General features: G+C 71.9%; 17 protein-coding genes. 3 read left to right on the top strand and 14 right to left on the bottom strand.

Features of this window, described 5'->3' with window-relative positions; genetic code table 11:
* Positions 1-58: 58 nt before the first annotated feature.
* The 11 genes from ACSU6M_RS07290 to ACSU6M_RS07340 form a co-directional block, all read right to left on the bottom strand.
* Positions 59-1,078, bottom strand: coding sequence for an ADP-ribosylglycohydrolase family protein (locus tag ACSU6M_RS07290; RefSeq protein ID WP_437068034.1), 1,020 nt, complete (start codon positions 1,076-1,078; stop codon positions 59-61).
* Positions 1,075-1,794 carry an NUDIX hydrolase gene (locus tag ACSU6M_RS07295; RefSeq protein ID WP_437075036.1) on the bottom strand — a complete coding sequence of 240 codons (720 nt, stop codon included), beginning with the start codon at positions 1,792-1,794 and terminating at the stop codon, positions 1,075-1,077. Before ACSU6M_RS07295 ends, ACSU6M_RS07290 begins: the two co-directional genes overlap by 4 nt.
* Before the next feature lie 63 nt (positions 1,795-1,857).
* Entirely contained in the window at positions 1,858-2,940 is a 1,083-nt protein-coding gene (locus tag ACSU6M_RS07300) for a pseudouridine synthase (RefSeq protein WP_437068036.1), read from the bottom strand.
* Complete coding sequence (gene scpB / locus ACSU6M_RS07305) at positions 2,940-3,524, bottom strand: SMC-Scp complex subunit ScpB (protein ID WP_437075037.1); 585 nt, start codon at positions 3,522-3,524, stop codon at positions 2,940-2,942. Before scpB ends, ACSU6M_RS07300 begins: the two co-directional genes overlap by 1 nt.
* A gap of 50 nt (positions 3,525-3,574) precedes the next feature.
* The gene (locus tag ACSU6M_RS07310; RefSeq protein WP_437068038.1) at positions 3,575-4,579 is read right to left on the bottom strand and encodes a segregation and condensation protein A; all 1,005 of its coding nucleotides are present in this window, start codon (positions 4,577-4,579) and stop codon (positions 3,575-3,577) included.
* A 25-nt stretch (positions 4,580-4,604) separates the two neighbouring features.
* Positions 4,605-5,192 (bottom strand): hypothetical protein, encoded by a 588-nt coding sequence (locus tag ACSU6M_RS07315; protein ID WP_437068040.1) that lies wholly within the window; start codon positions 5,190-5,192, stop codon positions 4,605-4,607.
* Positions 5,177-6,169: a ParA family protein gene (locus tag ACSU6M_RS07320; RefSeq protein ID WP_404733177.1), complete on the bottom strand. Its 993-nt coding sequence runs from the start codon at positions 6,167-6,169 to the stop codon at positions 5,177-5,179. Before ACSU6M_RS07320 ends, ACSU6M_RS07315 begins: the two co-directional genes overlap by 16 nt.
* Before the next feature lie 557 nt (positions 6,170-6,726).
* Complete coding sequence (gene ald, locus ACSU6M_RS07325; protein ID WP_437068042.1) at positions 6,727-7,851, bottom strand: alanine dehydrogenase; 1,125 nt, start codon at positions 7,849-7,851, stop codon at positions 6,727-6,729.
* A gap of 129 nt (positions 7,852-7,980) precedes the next feature.
* On the bottom strand, positions 7,981-10,047 hold the full coding sequence (locus ACSU6M_RS07330; RefSeq protein ID WP_437068044.1) for a tetratricopeptide repeat protein: 2,067 nt from the start codon (positions 10,045-10,047) through the stop codon (positions 7,981-7,983).
* A 244-nt stretch (positions 10,048-10,291) separates the two neighbouring features.
* Positions 10,292-10,918: an NUDIX domain-containing protein gene (locus tag ACSU6M_RS07335; protein WP_437068045.1), complete on the bottom strand. Its 627-nt coding sequence runs from the start codon at positions 10,916-10,918 to the stop codon at positions 10,292-10,294.
* 83 nt (positions 10,919-11,001) lie between these two features.
* Positions 11,002-12,651, bottom strand: a complete 1,650-nt coding sequence (locus ACSU6M_RS07340) for a CTP synthase (protein ID WP_437068046.1) — start codon at positions 12,649-12,651, stop codon at positions 11,002-11,004.
* A 516-nt stretch (positions 12,652-13,167) separates the two neighbouring features.
* Between ACSU6M_RS07340 and ACSU6M_RS07345 the strand changes: the two genes are divergently transcribed.
* Both ACSU6M_RS07345 and ACSU6M_RS07350 read left to right on the top strand, forming a co-directional pair.
* A complete protein-coding gene (locus ACSU6M_RS07345; RefSeq protein ID WP_437075039.1) occupies positions 13,168-14,973 on the top strand; it encodes a glycoside hydrolase family 15 protein in 1,806 nt (601 codons plus the stop codon).
* A 125-nt stretch (positions 14,974-15,098) separates the two neighbouring features.
* The gene (locus tag ACSU6M_RS07350; protein ID WP_437068047.1) at positions 15,099-16,481 is read left to right on the top strand and encodes an FAD-binding oxidoreductase; all 1,383 of its coding nucleotides are present in this window, start codon (positions 15,099-15,101) and stop codon (positions 16,479-16,481) included.
* Positions 16,482-16,484: 3 nt separating this feature from the next.
* Here the strand turns inward: ACSU6M_RS07350 and ACSU6M_RS07355 are convergent, their stop codons facing one another.
* Positions 16,485-18,080 carry a flavin monoamine oxidase family protein gene (locus ACSU6M_RS07355; protein ID WP_437068049.1) on the bottom strand — a complete coding sequence of 532 codons (1,596 nt, stop codon included), beginning with the start codon at positions 18,078-18,080 and terminating at the stop codon, positions 16,485-16,487.
* Between the two features lie 11 nt (positions 18,081-18,091).
* The gene (locus ACSU6M_RS07360) at positions 18,092-19,618 is read right to left on the bottom strand and encodes an APC family permease (protein WP_437068051.1); all 1,527 of its coding nucleotides are present in this window, start codon (positions 19,616-19,618) and stop codon (positions 18,092-18,094) included.
* A 233-nt stretch (positions 19,619-19,851) separates the two neighbouring features.
* On the opposite strand from ACSU6M_RS07360, the gene ACSU6M_RS07365 reads away from it, so the two are divergent.
* Positions 19,852-21,495, top strand: a complete 1,644-nt coding sequence (locus ACSU6M_RS07365) for a PucR family transcriptional regulator (protein ID WP_437068052.1) — start codon at positions 19,852-19,854, stop codon at positions 21,493-21,495.
* Between the two features lie 39 nt (positions 21,496-21,534).
* Here ACSU6M_RS07365 and ACSU6M_RS07370 read toward each other — a convergent pair whose 3' ends face one another.
* Positions 21,535-22,665, bottom strand: coding sequence for a glycosyltransferase family 4 protein (locus tag ACSU6M_RS07370; RefSeq protein WP_437068054.1), 1,131 nt, complete (start codon positions 22,663-22,665; stop codon positions 21,535-21,537).
* Positions 22,666-22,733 lie beyond the last annotated feature (68 nt).

Consider the following 22,733-nt stretch of genomic DNA (forward strand, 5'->3'; position numbering starts at 1 on the left):
CGGCCGCGTCCCGGCCACTGTCACCCGGCTGCGCGCGTCCCGCCACCGGACGGCCGGGTCACGCGTCCCACAGCGCCCCGAGCGCCGTCAGCTCCCCGTGGTACTCGATCCGGTCCGCCCACGCCTGCGGCCACGCCTCGGCGCCCAGGTACGCCCCCGCGAAGGCGCCCGCCAGGCAGGCGAGGGAGTCGGAGTCGCCGCGGGAGCAGGCGGCGCGGCGCAGTGCGGTGAGCGGCTCGTCGGGAAAGAGCAGGAAGCACAGCAGCCCGGTCGCCAGCGCCTCCTCGGCGATCCAGCCCTCCCCGGTCGCCAGGCACGGGTCGGTCTCCGGCGACGGGTCCCGCAGTGCCGCCTCCAGCCGCTCCAGGACACCCAGGCACTCGTCCCAGCCGCGCGCGATGAAGTGCTCGGGGCTCGGGTCCTGGCCGCGGGTCCACAGATCGCCGAGCCAGGTGTGGTGGTAGCGGGTGCGGTTCTCCAGGGCGTACGACCGCAGCAGCCCGACCAGCGCGCCCGGCTCGGCGCCCTGCGCGAGCAGGCGTACGGCGTGCGCGGTGAGGTCGGACGCGGCGAGCGCCGTCGGGTGGCCGTGGGTGAGTCCGGACTGCAGCTGTGCGGCGCCCGCCCGCTGTTCGTCGCTCAGGCCGGGGGCGAGCCCGACGGGGGCGACGCGCATGTTGGCCCCGCAGCCCTTGGAGTGGACCTGGCTCGCGTCCTGCCAGGCCCGGCCCTCGGCCTTGAGCAGGTTGCAGGCGACCAGGCAGGTGTTGCCGGGGGCCCGGTTGTTCTCGGGCGAGAGGTACCACTCCACGAACTCCTCGCGCACCGGCCGCTCCAGCCGCTTGGGCGCGAGGTACCCGCGGTCCATGGCGGTGCGCAGACCGCGGCCGAGGGCGAGGGTCATCTGGGTGTCGTCGGTGACGAACGCGGGCGTCGGCAGTTCCATCTCCCGCCACGGCCCGCACTTGGCGAGGATCGACGGCACGTCGTTGAACTCGGTGGGAAAGCCGAGGGCGTCCCCCAGGGCGAGCCCCAGCAGGGCCCCGGTGGCGGCGCGCTTCCTCTCGTACGTGGTCATGCGGGGCGTCCTTCCCTGGACGGTCGGAGCAGAGGCGGGTGCAGCGCGGTCGCGGTGCCCGCGCGGTAGAGGGCGGCGGGCTTGCCGCGGCCGCCGGTGAGCCGGGCGGCACCCGGCACCGGCTCGACGAAGCCGGGGGTGGCGAGCACCTTGCGGCGGAAGTTGGGCCGGTCCAGCGGGGCGCCCCACACGGTCTCGTAGACCTGCTGGAGCTCGCCCAGGGTGAACTCGGGCGGGCAGAACGCGGTCGCCAGACAGGTGTGCTCCAGCTGGGCGCCGACCCGCTCGTGGGCGTCGGCCAGGATGCGGTCGTGGTCGAAGGCGAGCGGCCCCGCCGTGCCGTACGGCACCCAGCGGGCCTGCGCCGCGTCCCCGCCGCCGCGCGGTTCGGGGGCGTCGGGCAGCAGCGCGGTGAACGCCACCGACACGACCCGCATACGGGGATCGCGGCCGGGTTCGCTGTAGGTGCGCAGCTGCTCCAGGTGCAGCCCGGACACGTCCGCCAGCCCGGTCTCCTCGGCGAGCTCGCGCCGGGCGGCCGTCTCCGCGGACTCGGCGGGCAGCAGGAAGCCGCCGGGCAGCGCCCAGCGACCGGCGTACGGCTCCTGGCCGCGCTCGACGAGCAGGACGTGCAGGGCGCCGTCGCGGATCGTCAGGACGGCGAGGTCGACGGTCACGGCGAACGGCTCGAACGCGTACTTGTCGTAGCCCTCCACGACGACCACCCCCTTTAATAGTCACTGCGACTATAAAAGGGGGTGGTGGCCAAGGGCAACGCTTTAGAGGTCGACTTCCTTCATCAGCATCCCGACCTCGGTGTTCGACAGCCGCCGCAGCCAGCCCGACTTCTGGTCGCCCAGCGTGATCGGGCCGAAGGCGACCCGCACCAGCTTGTCGACCGGGAAGCCGGCCTCGGCGAGCATCCGGCGCACGATGTGCTTGCGGCCCTCGTGCAGGGTCACCTCGACCAGGTAGTTCTTGCCGGTCTGCTCCACGACCCGGAAGTGGTCCGCGCGCGCGTAGCCGTCCTCCAGCTGGATGCCGTCCTTCAGCCGCTTGCCCAGGTCGCGCGGGATCGGGCCGACGATGTGCGCGAGGTAGGTCTTCTTCACGCCGTACTTCGGGTGGGTCAGCCGGTGCGCCAGCTCGCCATGGTTGGTGAGCAGGATGACGCCCTCGGTCTCGGTGTCCAGCCGGCCGACGTGGAAGAGCCGCGTCTCACGGTTGGTGACGTAGTCGCCGAGGCACTGCCGGCCCTCGGGGTCCTCCATCGTGGAGACGACACCGGCGGGCTTGTTCAGCGAGAAGAACTGGTACGACTGTGTGGCGACCGTCAGCCCGTCGACCTTGATCTCGTCCTTCTCCGGGTCGACCCTGAGGCCCTGCTCGGTGACGATCCGGCCGTTGACCTCGACCCGCGCCTCGTCGATCAGCTCCTCACAGGCACGCCGGGAGCCGTAGCCCGCGCGGGCCAGGACCTTCTGCAGCCGCTCGCCCTCCTGCTCGGCGCCGGGGAAGGTCTTGGGCAGCTTGACGTCCTTCTTGCCCGCGTACCGCTCGCGGTTGCGCTCCTCGATCCGCGTCTCGAACTCGCGCGAGCGCGCGGGGGCCGTACGGCCGCGCCCGCCGCCCTGCTGGCCCTGCTTCGGACCGGCCTTGGGGCCGCCCTTGGCGCCGCCGCGCGCGGAGGCGCCGCGCCCGGACTTGGGGCCGTCCTTGGTCGCGCCGGGGCCCACGTCGTAGCGGCGCTCCTCGGGGCGGGGCTTGCGGGGACGGCCCTGCCCCTGGCGCTCGTCCCTGTTGTTGCCGGCGCCGCGGTAGTTCCCGCGCCCGCCGTTCCTGCCGCTGCCGCTGCTTCGCATCAAATGTCCGTCGTCGTCGTGTGTTCGTCGTCTGCGCCCGGGCCCTCGTCGGGAGCGTCCGGGTCGAACGACGGCACCCCTTCCTGGGTCTCGGCCTCGATCGCCTCCGCCTCCGGGAGGAAGGGCGCGAGCTCCGGGAGCTCGTCCAGACCCCGTAGGCCCATCCGCTCCAGGAAGTAGTTCGTCGTCACGTACAGGATCGCACCTGTTTCGGGTTCCGTGCCCGCCTCCTCGACGAGACCCCGCTGCAGCAGGGTGCGCATCACACCGTCGCAGTTGACCCCGCGCACCGCGGAGACCCTGCTGCGGCTGACCGGCTGGCGGTACGCCACGACGGCCAGGGTCTCCAGCGCCGCCTGGGTGAGCCGGGCGGTCTGCCCGTCCAGGACCAGTTTCTCCACGGCCGCGGCGTACTCCGGCCGGGTGTAGAAGCGCCAGCCGCCCGCCACGAACCGCAGCTCGAATCCGCGGCCCTGCCGGGCGTACTCGTCGGCCAGCTCGCGCAGCGCGTCCGCGACCGCCCGCCGGGGCCGCTCCAGGATCTTCGCGAGATGCTCCTCGCTCGCGGGCTCGTCCACGACCATGAGGACGGCCTCGAGGGCGGGCTTGAGGTCAAGATCGGCGACGGTCTCGCTCACGGTTTCCTCTCCTGCTCCGGCTCCTCGGCAGGCCGGTCGAACTCGTCGGTCACCCTCGGCGTCTCGTCCCCGTCCCCGCCGGTCCAGCGCACCAGCAGGGTGCCCAGGGCGGCCTCCTGCTCCAGCGCGACGGCCTTCTCCCGGTACAGCTCCAGCAGCGCGAGGAACCGTGCCACGACGGTCAGCGTGTCCTCGGTGTCCGCCACCAGCGCCCGGAAGTCGGCCTCGCCCAGTTCCCTGAGCCGCGCGACCACGATCCCCGCCTGCTCCTGCACGCTCACCAGCGGCGCGTGGATGTGATCGACGTACACCTGCGGCCTGGGCTTGGGCTGCATCGCCTTCACGGCGAGCCTGGCGAACCCCTCGGGCCCGATGCTGATCACGACCTCGGGCAGCAGTTCCGCGAGCTGCGGCTCCAGCCCGACGGTACGGGGGTGGCGCCGGGCCTCGTGGTCGAGCCGCTGGTCGAAGATGTCGGCGATCTGTTTGTACGCCCGGTACTGGAGCAGCCGGGCGAACAGCAGATCGCGGGCCTCCAGCAAGGCCAGATCGGCCTCGTCCTCCACCTCGGCGGCGGGCAGCAGCCGCGCGGCCTTGAGGTCGAGCAGCGTGGCGGCGACGACGAGGAACTCGGTCGTCTGGTCCAGGTCCCAGTCCGGCCCCATCGCCCTGATGTGCGCCATGAACTCGTCGGTGACCTTGGACAGCGCCACCTCGGTGACGTCCAGCTTGTGCTTCGAGATCAGCTGGAGCAGCAGATCGAAGGGCCCCTCGAAGTTGGCGAGCCGCACCGTGAAGACACCGTCGGTGCTCTCCTGGGGTTCGCCGGCCGGCGCCTCGTCGACGAGTTCCGCCGGCGCCTCCTCGACGAGTTCCGCCGGCGCCTCCTCGACGGGCTCCGCCGGCGCCTCGACGGAGGGAGCGGGCTCGGGTCCAGGCGTCGCCCCCGGCCCGCGCCCCAGCGCACGCCGACGGCCGCGGGGAACGTCGTTCGAGGTCATAGCCCCCGCAGGCTACCCCTACCGCCTACCGCCCCCGAAGCCGCCGCACGAGGATGCTGGCGTCGCCGCGGGTCTCCAGATCGGCGAGCACCACGGCGACCGCCTCGCGGACGATCCGCCCGCGGTCCACCGCGAGCCCGTGCTCACCGCGGAGCACCAGACGCGCGTGCTCCAGGTCCATCAGCTCCTCGGCGGACACATACACGGTGATCTTCTCGTCGTGCCGCTCGCGTCCGCTGGGCCGCCGCGTACCCGACCTGCCCCGCTTGCGCGGAGCGGCACCGGCGGCAGCGGCCCCGCCGGAGGCACCCGCGGCAGAACCTTCCTGCGCCACCGTCTGCCGCCGCGCGGAGCGCTCCGCCCGGCTGCGCGACTCCCCGGCGTCGGCCGGTTCCGCCTCGGCCGCGACATGCTCCGCCCCGTCCCCGTCGCCGCCCTGCACGGGCACCGACTGCGGCGCGTCCTCCGCGGCGGCGGGATCGCTCTCCCCCGCGGGAGCCGGCACCCTGGCCTCGCCGCCTGCGGACCGCCGGGGAGTGGACGGCTGCAGCGCCATCCCTCCTGTCGTACGGAAGAGTTCGTCGGCCCCCGGCAGACTCACTCGGCGTGACACCGGGCGAGCACCTCCCTGGCGAGCTGGCGGTAGGCGGCGGCACCGACGGAGTTGGAGGCGTACGTGGTGATCGGCTCACCGGCGACCGTGGTCTCCGGGAAGCGGACCGTGCGCCCGATGACCGTGTGGTAGACGTGGTCGTCGAACGCCTCGACGACCCGCGCCAGCACCTCACGGCTGTGCACGGTGCGCGAGTCGTACATCGTGGCGAGGATCCCGTCGAGCTCCAGCTCCGGGTTGAGCCGCTCCTGGACCTTCTCGATGGTCTCGGTCAGCAGCGCGACACCGCGCAGCGCGAAGAACTCGCACTCCAGGGGGACGATCACCTTGTGGGCGGCCGTCAGCGCGTTGACCGTGAGCAGGCCCAGCGAGGGCTGACAGTCGATCACGATGTAGTCGTAGTCGTCCATCAGCGGCTTGAGCGCACGCTGCAGCGTGGACTCGCGCGCGACCTCGGAGACCAGCTGGACCTCGGCGGCCGACAGGTCGATGTTGGAGGGCAGCAGGTCCATGTTGGGGACCGCCGTCTTCAGGAGCACCTCGTCCGCCGACATGCCCCGCTCCATGAGCAGGTTGTAGACGGTGAGGTCGAGCTCCATCGGGTTGACGCCGAGACCCACCGACAGCGCGCCCTGCGGGTCGAAGTCCACGAGCAGCACGCGGCGGCCGTACTCCGCGAGCGCGGCACCCAGGTTGATGGTCGACGTCGTCTTGCCGACGCCGCCCTTCTGGTTGCACATCGCGATGATCTTCGCGGGTCCGTGATCGGTCAGCGGGCCCGGGATCGGGAAGTACGGCAGCGGGCGTCCGGTCGGGCCGATGCGCTCACGGCGCTGACGGGCAGCGTCGGGCGCGAGCGTGGCCGCGTACTCCGGGTCCGGCTCGTATTCGGCGTCGGGATCGTAGAAGTGCCCTTCGGGCAGTTCGTCGTAGTCGGCGAAGTGGTTGTGGGGCGCGCCACTTCCGTCGCCGGCCATGGCGTTCACGTGATGGCCATCCATGCTCTGGTGTGCTGACAGAGCCGTGTGGGGGCTTGACTGGCTCTGGTGGGCTGCGAAGGTTCGGACAGCGACGGAGCCGACAGCCTGAAGCCCCGTGGGGCCCTGGCCCCGCGCAGGCGTTCCTGGTTGACCACCCCCGGGAGAAAATGTCGACTCATTCACAAGTCGTCTTACCTCCTTGGTGACCAGGAAACTTCTAGACAAGGTCAGCGTGGCACCATGCCGACGGTTGGCGACTCTATGGCGTGTCGGCGGTCCGCAGCAACACAATCCGCCGGACCCGGCAGGATGTGTCGGCAATGAAACATCCCTCTGTCAAGGGCGTACGGCCGTCGCACGGCAGGTTTCACCGGTGTGCGAATCGGTTCAAGGGTTACGTTCGAGGCGAGTTGACCTAGAGCCGCAAAGTGACCATACACACATCCGGCCGGACCTTGTCGGGCAAGGTCCGGCCGGGTGCGTGTGGTTGACGCGTCTTGTTGACGTATCGCCTTTACGAAAAGGTGACTTAGCCGGGCGCGTGGGCCGACGGGTCAGCCGAGCAGGGAGTCCAGCTCCACGTGCTCCAGGCCGTGGGCCTCGGCGACCTCCTTGTAAACGACCTTGCCGTCATGGGTGTTGAGGCCCTTGGCGAGCGCGGGGTCGCGGCGCAGCGCCTCGACCCAGCCGTTGTTGGCCAGCGAGACGATGTAGGGCAGCGTGGCGTTGGTGAGCGCGTAGGTGGAGGTGTTGGGCACCGCGCCCGGCATGTTGGCGACGCAGTAGAACACCGAGTTGTGGACCTGGAAGGTCGGCTCGGCGTGCGTGGTGGGCCGGGAGTCCTCGAAGCAGCCGCCCTGGTCGATCGCGATGTCGACAAGGACACTTCCGGGCTTCATGCGGGACACGAGCTCGTTGGTGACCAGCTTCGGGGCCTTGGCGCCCGGGATGAGGACCGCGCCGATGACGAGGTCGGCGTCCAGGACGGCCTTCTCCAGCTCGAAGGCGTTGGACATGACGGCCTTGACCTTGGCGCCGAAGATCTTGTCGGCCTCGCGCAGCTTGTTGATGTCGCGGTCGAGCAGGGTCACGTCGAAGCCCATGCCGATGGCGATCTGCGCGGCGTTCCAGCCGGAGACGCCACCGCCGATGACGACGGCCTTGGCCGGGACGACGCCCGGCACACCGCCGGGCAGCACACCGCGGCCGCCGGCCGAGCGCATCAGGTGGTAGGCGCCGACCTGCGGGGCCAGACGGCCCGCGACCTCGGACATCGGGGCGAGCAGCGGCAGCGCGCGGCTGGGCAGCTCGACGGTCTCGTAGGCGATGGCCGTGGTGCCGGACTCCAGCAGGGCGTCCGTGCACTCCTTGGAGGCGGCCAGGTGCAGGTAGGTGAAGAGCGTCTGGTCCTTGCGGAGGCGGTGGTACTCCTCCGCGATGGGCTCCTTGACCTTCAGCAGCAGGTCGGCGGCGGCCCACACCTCGTCGGCGGTGTCCAGGATCTCGGCGCCGGCGGCGATGTACTCGCTGTCCGGGATGGAGGAGCCGAGGCCGGCGCCCCGCTCGATGACGACCTGGTGGCCGTTGCGCACCAGCTCGTGCACACCGGCGGGGGTGATGGCCACCCGGAACTCGTTGTTCTTGACCTCGCGGGGGATGCCGACCTTCACGTCGATCACGGTCCTTGGCTCAGAGGGGGGATTACACGACATACCGGCTACCCACGGGCACACCGGGAGACACCGCAGGAGAACGTGCGGCAGAGCCAGTCTAATGAAGGTGTTCCCGCTGTCTAGCCTTTCATTGCATCAATCTTCAGCGGATGTACTACGGATTTCGCAGGCGTTAGCGTCTTGTTCCGGAGCGGACTGTGGGGTATCGGCCTCCTGGATCTCCTGAAGCTCCTCACCCAGCATGCGCTCGGCCGTCCCCCGGTGCAGTGCGGCGGCCGTCGGATCGCCGAGGTGTTCCAGCGTGTCGGCCATCCGCAGATGCAGCGCGGCCTGCAGCCGTACGTCCTCCGCGCGCCGCGCCCACTCCACCGCCTCCTGGCAGGTGCGCAGGCACTCCTCGGGCCGCCCGGCGTACTCCTGCACCCGCGCCAGCTCGCTCAACGCCCGTGCCTGGGCGGCGACATCGCCCGCCTTGCGATATCCGGCGACCGCCGCCCGCCACCCCCTGAGCGCCTCCCCGTACCGGCCCGCGTAGGTGTGCGCGGTGGCGATACGGCCGTACAGCCGGGCGGCGTCCAGGCGCTCCTCGCGGGCGAGGCGCTGGGCCAGCGCCCGGCCGAACCAGTCGGCGGCCCGGTCGTAGTCCCCGAGCTCCAGATGCGCCCCGCCTACGGATTCCATCGCGCGGCCGGTCGCATACGGGTCGTCCGCCTGCCGTCCGGCGTCCAGCGCGGCCCGATAGCGCACCAGCGCCTCCGCCGTCCGCCCGGTGCGCGCGTCCAGATCGCCCAGGTTCAGCAGGGCGGCGGCCTTCTCGCGGGGCAGCCCGCGGCGCTCGGCGACGTCCAGGACGAGGCCGTGGATGCCGTAGAGGTCGGCGGCCGCCGCCTGGGTGCCGAAGTGCGCCACCATGGCCCGCACCAGCTGGGACATCAGCCGCCGGGCGAGCGTGTCCAGCTCTCCGTCGGCGACCGCGAGGCGGGCCGCGGCCATCAGGGCGGGCCGGCGCAGCCGCAGCCACTCGGCCGCCGCCCGGGGGCTGGGAAAGCGCAGCGAGCGGGGCATCCCGAGGAGCTTCTCGCGGGCGTGCGGGCTGTCGGTCTCGGTGATCGCCCGGCAGGACTGCAGCAGCCGTACCGTCCGCTCCAGCATCCGGGCGCGGGCCAGCTGGATCTCGGCCGGGCGGTCGTGCGACTCGGCGAGCGCCTTCAGCAGCGGGTGCAGACAGCCGGGCACCTCGTACTCCGGCAGCGGCGAGTCCACGGCGTGCAGCAGCCCCAGCGTGACGAAGTCGTCCAGGGTGGTGCGGGCCCCGCTGACCGAGCAGCCGGCGAGGGCGGAGGCGGTGTGCGGGTCGACCAGTCCGCCGGGGGCCAGACAGAGCAGTCGCAGTATCCGGGCGGCGGGCGCCGGCAGGGAGCCGTAGGCGAGGCGGAAGACCCTGGCCAGCGGGGTGCCGGATTCGTCGCCCTCGGCGTGCAGATGCTTGGCGAGGTCGGCGACGGCCGCCTTGGGGCGGGCGGCGAGCCAGCCGCCGGCCAGCATCAGCGCGGCCGGCTGGGCCTGGCACTCCTCCACCAGACCCTCGGCGGCCCGTGGGTCCACGGTGATCCGCACCGACCCGGTGTGCCGGGACAGCAGCTCCACGGCCGACTTGGTGTCCAGCCCGCCGAGCGTGCACGGCCGCACGTCCGAGATCCCGGTCAGCGGCCCTGCGGACACGGCGACCACCAGGCACTCCGGGCTGTCCGGGAGCAGCGCGTCCACCTGTGCGGCGTCGGCCGCGTCGTCGAGCAGCAGCAGCATCCGCCGCGCGGAAAGGGCCTCCCGGAGCGCCGAGGTCAGATCGTCCTCGTCGGCCCCCGCCGGAGCCGGTGCGTCCAGCGCCGCCAGCAGATCCCGGGCCACCCGTTCCACCGCGACGGGCGTGCCGTCGGGCTCGCTCAGCCGGGCCCGCAGCACCCCGTCCGTGTAGCGGTCCGCGACCCGCCGTACGAGCTCCTCCGCGAGCGCGGTACGCCCCGATCCCGGTCGCCCGGCGATCAGCAGCACCCGTGCGCGGGGCGCCTTGCGGCCGGCCAGGGTGTCCAGACCGGTCCGCTCGATGTCGGCGCACAGGTCCTTCAACTCCCTGGTACGACCGAGGAACCGGCCCTCCGCAGCCAGGACAGACGCGTCCGTGTCCACCACCTGATCCGTCACGGGCCACACTCCCGTCCCACCACACGCCCAGGCCCGCCGGGACTCCGGTCAGGGCGTTTCCAGAGCCTAGTTCACGCTCTGCAACCTTCCGGGAGGAGCAGGCCGGGGCGGGACCGAGTGTCGCCTGATCGGATCAACGGATCGTAGGAACAGACGGATGGGCGGCGGACCCAGGGGCACGGAGAACCGCGCGACACGCCACGACGACGCAGCAGACGCACGACGGCATGAAGCCCCGCGGCGCTCAGACCTCGAACGGCCGCGCGGGCCACGGCGCCTCAGCCGGCCGCAGCGCCTCCAGCCCCCCGCTCTGCCGCGCGGCGACCAGCGACAGCACGCCCACCACCAGACAGTTGTTGTGCAGCTCCCCCGCCAGCACCCCCCGCACCAGCTCGTCCAGCGGCACCCGGTCGATCTCCAGATCGATCTCCTCGTGCTCCGCCTCGAACCGCTCCCCCTCCGCCTCCGACAGATCCCGCGCGAGGAAGATCCGCACCGCCTCGTCGCACCCGCCCGGCGTGGTGTACACATCCGTCAGCACCCGCCAGGTCTCCGCCTTGACGTGCGCCTCCTCGTACAGCTCCCGCTGCGCCGCGTGCAGCGGGTTCTCCCCCGGCACGTCCAGCAGCCCCGCCGGGATCTCCCACAGCTTCTGCCGTACCGGGTGCCGGTACTGCCGCAGCACCAGCACCCGGTCCTGCTCGTCCAGCGCCAGCACGGCCACGGAACCGGGGTGCACCTGGTAGTCCCGGCGGACCACGGAACCGTCGGGCATGACCACGTCGTCCGTGCGCACCGAGGTCTTGTTGCCCGTGAAGGGCGTCTGCGTCGCCCGGATCTCCCACTCCTCCGGCGCGTCCTTGATCGTCATGCCGTGCCCTTTCACCTGCGAAAACGAAACCGGGGTGCGCCCTTTTGAAAGGAACGCACCCCGGCCACCGTACAACCGGTGTGTTACTTCGACGTCTTCCGCTCGACCGCGGCCTTCACCAGCCCGGCGAACAGCGGGTGCGGCCGGGTCGGCCGGGAGCGCAGCTCGGGGTGGGCCTGGGTGGCGACCAGGTAGGGGTGGACCTCGCGCGGGTACTCCACGTACTCGACGAGCTTGCCGTCCGGGGAGGTGCCGGAGAAGAGGATGCCCGCCTTCTTCTCCAGCTCCGCGCGGTAGGCGTTGTTCACCTCGTAGCGGTGGCGGTGCCGCTCCTCGACGTACTCCTTGCCGTCGTACACCTCGCGCACGATCGAGCCCTCGGCCAGCTTGGCCGGGTACATGCCGAGCCGCATGGTGCCGCCCATGTCGCCCTCGCCGGCGACGATGTCCATCTGCTCGGCCATGGTGGAGATGACCGGGTGGGCGGTGGCCGGGTCGAACTCGGTGGAGTTGGCGTCCGGGATGTCGGCCAGGTGACGCGCGGCCTCGATCACGATGCACTGCAGGCCGAGGCACAGGCCGAGCAGCGGGATCTTGTTCTCGCGGGCGTAGCGGATCGCGCCGACCTTGCCCTGCACACCGCGGTCGCCGAAGCCGCCGGGGATGCAGATGCCGTCCACGTCGGCGAGCTGCGCCTTGGCGCCGGCCGGGGTCTTGCAGTCGTCCGAGGTGACCCACTTGATCTTGACGCGGGTCCGGTTGGCGAAGCCGCCGGCGCGCAGCGCCTCGGTCACCGACAGATAGGCGTCGGGCAGGTCGATGTACTTGCCGACCAGGGCCAGGGTGACCTCGTGCTCGGGGTTGTGGACGCGGTCGAGCAGGTCGTCCCAGGTCGTCCAGTCCACGTCACGGAAGGGCAGGTCCAGCTTGCGGACCGCGTAGGCGTCCAGGCCCTCGCCGTGGACGGTCTTCGGGATGTCGTAGATGGAGCGGGCGTCGGGGCAGGCCACCACGGCGTCCTCGTCGACGTCGCACATCAGCGAGATCTTCCGCTTGATCGCGGTCGGCACCTCGCGGTCGCAGCGCAGCACGATCGCGTCGGGCTGGATGCCGATGTTGCGCAGGGCCGCGACGGAGTGCTGGGTCGGCTTGGTCTTCAGCTCGCCGGACGGGCCGATGTAGGGCAGAAGGGAGATGTGGACCACGAAGACGTTGTCCCGGCCGACCTCGTGGCGGACCTGGCGGACGGTCTCCAGGAACGGCAGCGACTCGATGTCGCCGACCGTGCCGCCGACCTCGGTGATCACCACGTCGACCTCGTCCGTCGCCATGCGGCGGATGCGGTGCTTGATCTCGTTGGTGATGTGCGGGATGACCTGCACGGTGTCACCCAGGTACTCGCCGCGCCGCTCCTTGGCGATCACGGTCGAGTACACCTGGCCTGTAGTGACATTGGCGGTGCCGTCCAAGTCACGGTCGAGGAAGCGCTCGTAGTGTCCGATGTCCAGGTCGGTCTCGGCTCCGTCGTTGGTGACGAAGACCTCGCCGTGCTGGAACGGGTTCATCGTGCCCGGGTCGACGTTCAGATACGGGTCGAGCTTCTGCATGACGACACGCAGGCCCCTGGCCTTGAGCAGCATGCCGAGGCTGGAGGCCGTCAGGCCCTTGCCGAGAGAGGAGGCGACACCCCCGGTGACGAAGATGTGCTTGGTCGTCGTTGATTTCGGCGGCATGGCCAAGAGGGGGCTCCCGTGGTCGCTGTCTGGAGGTGCGGGGCGGCTGCCGGCCGGAGGGATTCCGGGGGTGCCGTCGCTGCGGTTCGGGGGTGTTTTCTCTGCGGAGGGACACCCACCGGTCCACGGGCTACCAGCGTATCAGCGCCGCGACCCGATGGCCTCCGGCCACGCTCCGCGCATGCGCGGACACCCGTCCGACCTGGTTCGGCCCCGGTTGGGGCAGCTCACTCGTTCGGCCCACTCGCGTTCCCCGGAGGCGCACACAGATCATCCGAGCGCGTCGTATCCTGCTCGGACATTCGCTGTCGAGCCGGCCGGAGACACGGCACCACCCCTCGCCCGTACCCACCGGAACAACAAGAGCTCGCCAGTTCGTTGAGCAACAATCGTCGACCGTGTCCAGGGCGCGGTGGCGTTTTGCCCCTCAGCTCGACGACGCTTTACAACGACCCCTTGACCGCACTAGCGACCGCCCCCATGCGGGGTGACGTGGCCGTTCGACTGGAGATGCACGTGGCCGGGCGCATCGAAGACTACGCACTCATCGGAGACATGCAGACCGCTGCCCTGGTCTGCCGGGACGGCACGGTCGACTGGCTGTGCCTGCCCCGCTTCGACTCGCATGCCATCTTCGCCGGTCTGCTGGGCACGGAGGAGCACGGCTTCTGGCGCATCGGACCGGCGCACGCCTCCGACATCGCGCCGCCCGTCGCGACCCGGCGCACCTACCGCGGGGACTCCCTCATCCTCGAATCCGAGTGGGACACCGTGCGCGGCACGGTGCGGGTGACCGATTTCATGCCCCCGCGTGACGGCGCGCCCCAGCTGATCCGGATCGTGGAGGGCGTCTCCGGCCGGGTGCCGATGCGCTCGGCGCTGCGGATGCGGTTCAGCTACGGCCGGGTCGTGCCGTGGGTGCACAAGCACGACGACGAGCGCACGGTCGCCGTCGCCGGCCCCGACTCGGTGTGGTTCGACACCGAGGCCGAGACCTACGGCCACTCGCTGACCACGTACTCCGACTTCACCGTGGCGCCCGGCGAGCGCATCGCGTTCACGATCTCCTGGCAGCCCTCGCACAAGGAGCCGCCGCCGCTGCCCGAGCCGGAGCAGTCGCTGACGGCGACCGAGGACTTCTGGCGCGAGTGGGTGGAGCACTGTACGTACCACGGCCCCTACCGCGAGGCCGTCGTGCGCTCCCTGATCACGCTGAAGGCGCTGACGTACGCCCCGACCGGCGGCATCGTCGCCGCGCCCACCACCTCCCTGCCGGAGGACATCGGCGGCGTGCGCAACTGGGACTACCGCTACACCTGGCTCAGGGACGCGGCGATCACCCTGTCCTCGCTGCTGCGCACCGGCTACCGCGAGGAGGCCCGCGCCTGGCGCGAGTGGCTGCTGCGCGCGGTCGCCGGCGACCCGGAGAACCTCCAGATCATGTACGGCATCGCCGGTGAGCGGGAGCTGGGCGAGGCCGAGCTGGACTGGCTGCCGGGCTATGAGAACTCCGCCCCGGTCCGGGTCGGCAACGGCGCCGCGCACCAGCTCCAGCTGGATGTGTACGGCGAGGTCACCGAGGCCCTGCACCTGGCGCACATGACGGGTCTGGCCCGCAACGACTACGCCTCGCTGCTCCAGCTGAAGCTGATCAGCTACCTGGAGAAGCACTGGCAGGAGCCGGACGAGGGCATCTGGGAGGTGCGCGGCCCGCGCCGCCACTTCGTGCACTCCAAGGTCATGGCGTGGGTCGCGGTGGACCGCACGATCAAGCTGATCGAGTCCGGGGACGCGGACGGCCCGCTGGAGCGCTGGAAGGAGCTGCGCGAGGACATCCACCGGGAGGTGTGCGAGAAGGGCTTCGACAAGGAGCGCAACACCTTCACACAGTCCTACGGCTCCAAGGAGCTGGACGCCTCGCTGCTGCTGATTCCGCAGATGGGCTTCCTGCCGCCGGACGACAAGCGGGTCATCGGCACCATCGAGGCGATCCAGCGCGAGCTGTCCACCCCGGACGGCTTCATCCTGCGCTACCCCACCGAGGGCGAGTCCGAGGGCGTGGACGGTCTGCCGGGCGACGAGGGCGCGTTCCTCGCCTGCTCGTTCTGGATGGCGGACGACCTGGCGATGATCGGCCGGGTCGACGAGGCCCGGCAGCTGTTCGAGAAGCTGCTGGGGCTGCGCAACGACCTGGGCCTGCTGGCCGAGGAGTGGGACCCGCGCCTGCAGCGCCAGGTCGGCAACTTCCCGCAGGCGTTCAGCCACGTCCCGCTGATCGACACCGCGCTGCGGCTGACGGCCTCGGGCGCGTACGGCGGCTGAGCCCCCACCGGCCTCCGCTCACCGGCCTCCGCTCACCGGCGTGCGCGCACCCCGCCTGAGCGAGCCGTCCCGGCCGTGCCTGCCTAGGCTGGAAGCACTACCCCCTGTCCAGGAAGGGGGCGGCCATGGCTTCCCTCTCGAAGGCGGGCGCGGCCCTCACCGCGCTGCGCGAGGATCTGTCGGGCGATGTGTTCGCGCCGGGCGACGTGGGCTACGACGAGGCCCGGACCGTGTTCAACGCCATGATCGACCGGCGGCCCGCGGTGATCGCGCAGTGCGTGGACGAGGACGACGTGGTGCGGGCCGTGCGCTTCGGCCGGGAGCTGGACCTGAACATCGCCGTGCGCGGCGGCGGCCACAGCGTGGCGGGTTCGGCGCTGAACGACAACGGCCTGGTGGTGGACCTGCGCCATATGCGCGCCGTCACCGTCCATCCCGGTGCCGAGGCGGTACGGGTCATGGGCGGGGCCACGATGAGCGATCTGGACCGCGCCACCGAGCCGCACGGCCTGGCCACCACCGGCGGACGCGCCTCGACCACGGGGGTCGGCGGGTTCGTGCTGGGCGGCGGCAGCGGCTGGCTGGACCGCTGGTGCGGGCTCGCCGTCGACAATCTGCTCGGCGTGGAACTGGTCACCGCCGACGCCGAACGGGTCCACGCCAGCGCCGACGAGAACCCGGAGCTGTTCTGGGGGCTGCACGGCGGCGGCGGCAACTTCGGCGTCGCCACCGCGCTCACCCTGAAGCTGTACGAGCTGCCCGAGTTCGCCATCGCCCTGCTGCTGTACCTCCCGGAGCGGGGCCCCGAGGCGGTGCGCACCTTCCGGGACGTGATCGCCGCCGGGCCGAACGAGGTCAGCGGCGCCGCGCTCTACATCACCGCCCCGCCCGACGAGTTCGTGCCGCCCGAGCTGGTCGGCACCCTGCTGTGCGCCGTGCTGCTGACGTACGCCGGTCCCGAGGCCGAGATGCGCGAGGTGGCCGAGCCGCTGCTGGCGCTGCCGCACGAGGGGGAGGTCGTCGGGGCGATGCCGTACGCCGAGGTGCAGTGCATGATCGACGATCCGCCGGGCATGCGGAACTACTGGTCGGCGGAGTACCTCACGGGCGCGCCCGACGACTATGTGGACGTCTTCTGCGCCCGCGCGGCCGACATGCCGGTGCCGACCGGCACCATGCACGCCCTGTTCCCGCTGGGCGGCGCGATCGCCGACGGCCCGCACGAGTACCCCGTGCCCTACCGGGACGCCCCCTGGGGCGTGCACCCCTTCGGGCTGTGGGAGGACCCGGCGGACGACGACCGGTGCATCCGGTGGGTGCGCGACGTACGCGCCGACGCACGCCCCTGGAGCACCGGCGCCGTCTACCTCAACTTCATCGGCGACGAGGGCACCGACCGGGTGGTGGCCGGGGTCGGCGCCGACAACGCCCGGCGGCTGGCCGAGCTGAAGCGGCGCTGGGACCCCGACAACGTCTTCCGGTTCAACCACAACATCAAGCCGGCGTGAGCCCTACCGCAGCACGGCGATCACCTGGTTCGCCGCCCGCTCCCCCTCGGTGGCGCCGCCCTCCATGAACCCCTGGAAGTCGTAGCTGCAGTGCTCGCCGCCGATGCGGATGTTGCCCTGGGGTGTGCCCTCGTAGCCCGCGTACCGGTGCAGATAGCCCACCGGCCAGTAGGAGTAGGCACCTTGGGCGTACGGGCTGCGGTGCCAGGCGGAGAGCTGGGCGCGGCCGGTGAAGGCGGCCGAGGTGCCGGGGAAGAAGGCGTCGATCTCCTTGGTGTAGGACGCCGCCAGCTTCGCCACATACGGATCGCTCTCCGTGGCGAACGGTGTGGCGGGGGCGAGGGATCTGGCGAGGTCGCCGCCGTGGTACTGGATGAGGATGCCGCCGGTGCCGGGCTGGATCTTGGTGGTGTCCCAGGTCTGCTGGACCCGGCTGTCGGTGAAGCAGTCGCCCGCCGAGACGCCGGGCCAGGCACCGGTGCCGCGCCAGGGGCGGCTGGAGAACTGCATGTTGAGCTTGGTGCAGTACCCCATCCGGGCGTCACGGATCAGGTTGGTCATCCGGGGGTCGAACCCGGCCCTGCTGAGGTCGAGTTGCTTCAGCACCGGCAGCGGCACACAGAGGATGGTGTGGTCGGCGGTCACCGTCCGGGTGGCGCCCGACTCGGTGAAGGTGAGCGTCTGGGTGCCGTCGCCGTTGGCTCTGACCGCGTTCAGCGACCAGCCGTGGCGGATCGTCCCGTCGGGCAGGAAGTCGGCCATGGCGCGCGGGAGTTGGTCGTTGCCGCCGACGACGTGGTAACGCTCGTTGGACAGGCCCCAGATGTTGAAGTTGCCGGGATTGGTCTGGTAGCCCATGAGCAGCACCAGGGCGAGCGAGGACTGGAGAGTGGTCTCGGCGCCGTATTCCACGTTGTAGGCGACGTCGAACCACTGGCCCAGCCGTGAAGCGTGGCCGCCCGGTACGCGGGACTCGATCCAGTCGTAGAGGGACATGTTGTCCAGGGCGGTGCCGGTCGGTGTGGTCTGGTTCCACTTGACCTCGCCGGCTTCCTGCAGATCGCGGTGCAGTGCCTGCCAGACGTGGTTGAAGTCCTCGTCGGCCTCCTCGCGCGGATAGTAGGCGCCGTCGAACCACAGGACTTCCTCGGCCCCGTTGGGCCCGCCGCCGAGGAAGTCCTCGACGGGCAGGGAGAAGCGGCGGCACAGCTCCAGCATCTTCTTGTGGCTGGTGTCGATCAGCTCGCCGCCGATCTCGGAGGTCTGGCCCCAGGCCCAGTGGTCGCGCTGGGTGTGGATGCGGCCGCCGACACGGGTGGGGTGGGCCTCGTAGAGGGTGCAGGCGTACCCGGCGTCGTGCAGGGTGAGCGCGGCGGTCAGTCCGGCGATGCCGGCGCCGACCACGGCGATCCGGGGCGCGCCCGCCGCGGCGGCGCGGGGCGCGGCGGTCACCGTGGTGGCGGCCGCGAGGGCGGCGGCGCCCTTCAGGACGGACCGGCGGCGCATCCGGGCCTCGGCGACGGGCAGCCCGAGGCGCTGGGCGGCCGCGTGATCGGCGGCGAGGGAACGCAGTTGGTGCATGGCGTGCGTACGGGACACAGGACTGCTCCTCAGACGTTGGCGTGGGTTTCCGTGACGTCGTCCGTGCGTTCGGCCGCGTCCTCCAGGACGATCCGGCCGATGATCTCGTAGCGCTCCGGCCGCTTGGCCCGCAGATACAGGCCGAGGGCGAGGCCGCCGAAGAAGACCAGCCCGACGATCCAGGGGATGGCCTCGAAGAAGAAGGAGTCGGCCGCCGCGCCGGCAGCCGTGTCCATGTTGATCACCAGCAGCACGACGACCGCGGTCATGCCGATCCCGCCGAGCAGCGGGGCGGTGAAGGTGCGGAACCAGTGCCGGTCCTCGGGGTGGTTGCGGCGGAAGTAGCCGATGACGGCGAAGGAGCACAGGGTCTGCACGATGAGGATCGCCATCGTGCCGAGGATCGCCAGCAGCGTGTAGAGGTGGATGTAGGGGTCCTGGCCGCTCAGCCAGAAGCCGCCGACCAGCGCGACCGCGATGCCGGACTGCACGAAGGACGCGATGTACGGCGAGCCGTGCCGGGCGTGGGTGCGGCCGAGCGCGGGGTGCAGGAAGCCCTCGCGGCCGATGGCGTACAGATAGCGGGCCGCGCACTGGTGGAAGGCCATGCCGCAGGCGAACGAACCGGTGATCAGCAGCCATTGGAAGGTGTCGACGGCCCAGGCGCCGATGTAGGAGTGCGCCGGGTCGAAGAACAGGTCGAGCGGACTGGCCGAGGAGGACACCTCGACCGCGCCGTCGAGGCCGTTGCCGGCGATGGTCATCCAGGAGACGTAGATGTAGAAGAGGCCGACGCCGACCACCGAGATGAGCGTGGCGCGCGGGATGACCCGCTTGGGGTCGCGGGACTCCTCCCCGTACATCGCCGTCGACTCGAAGCCGACCCATGACCAGAAGGCGAAGAACAGCCCGAGTCCGGCGGAGGCCCCGGTGAAGGCGTTCGCGGGGTTGATCGGCTCGACGGGGATGCCGTCCGGGCCGCCGCCCTTGAGGAGCACGGCGGTGGCGACCGCGAAGAGGACGGCGATCTCCGCGATCAGCATCACGCCGAGGGCCCTGGCCGTCAGGTTGATGTCGAAGAACGCCAGCACCGCGGTGACCAGCAGCATCGCGGCGGCGTAGAGCACCCAGGGCAGGTCCACGCCGAGCTGGTCGTGCACGGTGGTCCTGGTGAAGTAGGCGAAGACGCCCACGATGGACGCCTCGAACACGATGTACGCCAGCACCGCGAGCATTCCGGAGGCCATGCCCGCGATCCGGCCCAGGCCGTGCGAGATGTAGCCGTAGAAGGCGCCGGCCGCGGTGATACGGCGGGCCATGGCGACATAGCCGACGGAGAACACCGTCAGCACGAGCGTGGCGAACAGATAGCCCGCCGGGGCGCCCGTGCCGTTGCCGAAGCCGACCGCGATGGGCAGGTTGCCTGTCATGGCGGTGATCGGCGCGGCGGTGGCCACCGCCATGAAGACGACACCCACCAGACCCACGGAATTCGCCTTGAGCCGATGGACCTCCCGGCCCTCCCGTGTGGCCTCTCGTGTGGGAGTTTCTGTCATTTCCCGCCCCTCTCGTCAAATTCGGGGTGCCGCGACAACGAAATCCGTAGATCACACAGGGGTGTCCCTGCGGATGCGTCAGTGTGGCGTCCTAGTGACGCACGCCACAACAGACACGCGGTCGTGCAAATCGGCGCCAGGGGCGACGCATTGTCGCGCGGGCGGGCCCGGTGATCGCCGCCGTAACCGCGCGGAGATGTCGCCGGAACGTGCGCGCGGGTAGCGTCCGCTGCATGGAAAGCCGCACGGACCACCGATTCGACAACCGGGACGCGGGCATCACCGTGCAGCGGGCGCTGGAACTGCCGGGGCTGCGCAGCGGACTCCCCGAGGTGCTCGCGGGCGCCGACCGGCTGCAGCGCACCGTGCGGTGGGTGCACGCGGGCGAGGTGCCCAACATCGCCTCCCTCCTCAAGGGCGGCGAACTGCTGCTGACCACCGGCTACGGGCTCGGCACCCGTCCCGCCGAACAACGCGCGTTCGTACGGACGCTGGCCGAGCGGGGCATCGCCGCCCTGGTCGTCGAACTCGGCCCGCGCTTCACCCGGCTGCCCGCCGCCCTGATCGAGACGGCCCGCGCGGCCGGACTGCCGCTGGTCCAACTGCACCGCGAGGTCCCCTTCGTGACCGTCACGGAGGAGATCCACACCGAGATCGTCAACGGCCACTACGCGCTGCTGCAACGCGCCGAGGAGGTGCATCGCCGCTGCACCGAGGCGCTGCTGGGCGGCGGCGGGGTCCCCCAAGTCCTCGGCATCCTCGCCGACTTCGGCGACAACCCGGTGTTCCTGGAGACCTCCGACGGCCGTCTGCTGTACGCCGCCGGGGCCGGACCCGAGGGCGCCGATCCGCTCCAGGTGTGGGAGGGGCTGCGCGGCCAGCGCGGGGACGCCCCGCCGCCCACCGGTTCGGTGCTGGTGGACGTGCCCGGCGGCGGGCCCGGCACCGGCTCGGTGCGCGCCCGGCTGGTGCTGCTGCCGGTGCGCGGGCCGCTGGCGCCGGTGCACCGGATCGCCGCCGAGCGGGCCGCCGGGATACTGGCCGTCGTGCTGATGCAGGCCCGGCAGGAGGAGGAGCTGGCCGCGCGCGGGCGCGGCGACTTCCTCACCGACCTCGCCGAGGGCCGCATCGCCGCCGAGGACGCCCCGGCGCAGGCCCGTGTCCTCGGCTTCAAGCCGGGCACCGGTCCGCTGCTGCCGGTCGTCATGCGGCTCGGCGACGGGCTGTCCCCCGGCGGCGGCTGGGCGGTGCTGGCCCGCGCGGTCGCCGAGGAGCTGGCCTCGGTGGGCGTGCCGGTGCTGCTGGGTGTCCGTCCCGTGGAGGGGCGGGTGCCGCTGCTGCTGGGGCTGCGCACCGAGTCGGAGCGGGGCGCGGTCGCCGACCGGGTGGCGGCCGCGCTGCGGGCGGGTGTGGAGCGGGCCGGCATGCAGCGCCCGGGCGCCCGGCCGCCGGTCGTGGTCGTCGGCGTGGCCGGCGGCTGGGCGGCGGCCTCCGCGGGGCTGCGGCACGCGGCGGAGACGGCGGCCGCGGCGCAGGGGCTCGCGGACCGGCCCTGGTACGACGCCCGGCGCCTGGACATCGACCTGCTGCTGTGGCGGCTGCGCGACCATCCCGACCTCGCGGCCTTCGTGGACCGCGCGATCGGCCCGCTCCGCGACCACGACCACCGCTCCAGGCCGCCGCTGCTGCCGACGCTGGAGACCTACCTGGCACACGCCGGCCGCAAGGCGGAGACGGCCCGCGAACTCCACCTGAACCGGCAGACCCTCTACAACCGCCTCGCCCGCATCGGCGAGCTGCTGGGCACGGACCTGGACGACCCGCAGACGGTACTGGCCCTGAGCCTGGCGCTGCGGGCACGCCGGCACGTGGGGTAGGGCCCGCTCGGCCGCGGAGCGCGGCCCGTCGCCCGCGGGTCAGATCAGCGGCCGGGCCTGCGTCAACTCGTCGTAGACGCTGAGCACTTGCGCCACCGTCTCGTCCTCCGTCGGCCACGTCGCCGCCTGCCGCGCCCCCCGCTCCCGCAGCAGCTCCCGCCGCTCGGGGTCGCCGAGGAGCCGGGCGACGGCGCGGGCGAGGGCGTCGGCGTCGCCGTAGGGCACGAGTTCGGCCGCGTCACCGACGAGGTCGGGGATGCCGCCGACCGCGGTGGCGACCAGCGGCACGCGCGCGTGCAGGGCCTCCTGGGCCAGCACCGAACGGGACTCCCAACTGCTGGGCAGCAGCACGAGGTCGGCGGCCGCCAGCAGATCGGGCACGTCGTCCCGGCGGCCCAGCAGCCGCACCGGAAGCCCCTCGTCCTCGATCCGGCGCTGCAACAGCGGTCGCAGCGGGCCCTCACCGGCGATCACCACCAGCGGGAGCGGTTCGAGCAGCCGCCACGCCCACGCGGCGTCCAGCAGCACCTCGTACCCCCGGTGCCGGTCCAGGGAGCCGACCGCCAGCAGCAACGGCCGTCCGAGCGCGCCCAGTTCGGCCCGCAGCTTGGGCCGGTACGACTCGTCGCGCTCGACGACCGGCCGCCGCCCCGGCAACGCGGCCGCGGCCAGCCGCGCGTCCCGCGCGCCGGTCGCGCGGGCCCGGTCGACCAGGTCGGAGGTGGTGCCCAGCACCACGGAGGAGGCCCTGACCACCCGCCGCTCCAGCAGCCGCAGAAAGTGCGCGCGCGGCCCCTCGGCGTGGGTCCGCCCGTGCCAGGTGACCACCAGCGGGGTACGCCGCCCGCTCAGCGCGAGCACCGCCCGGAACGAGGCGTGCAGCCCGTGCGCGTGCACCAGATCGGCGTTCGCGCACGCCGCCCGCAGCGCGGCCACCGACGCCGGATCGCTGCTGCGCGGAATGTGCACATGCTCGGCCCCGGCCCCGGTGAAGTCGTAGGCGTGATCCGCCTCGGTGGGGGCGCACACCGTCACCCGCACGCCCCGTGCGACGAGCCCGGACGCCAGGGAGCGCACGTGCGCGCCGCTGCGGGCATTGCCACCGCCGAGCACCTGCACGGTGCGCAGCGGCGACTGTCCGGGCGCTGACTGGCTGCTCACGTGGCTCACGTGGCCGGGGCTCCTGGTTCGGCGTGGGACGTCACGGGGAAACGTACCGAAGGAACGGCCGTGGGGAC

It is taken from the genome of Streptomyces sp. enrichment culture (genome assembly GCF_964272895.1).
Lineage (GTDB): Bacteria > Actinomycetota > Actinomycetes > Streptomycetales > Streptomycetaceae > Streptomyces.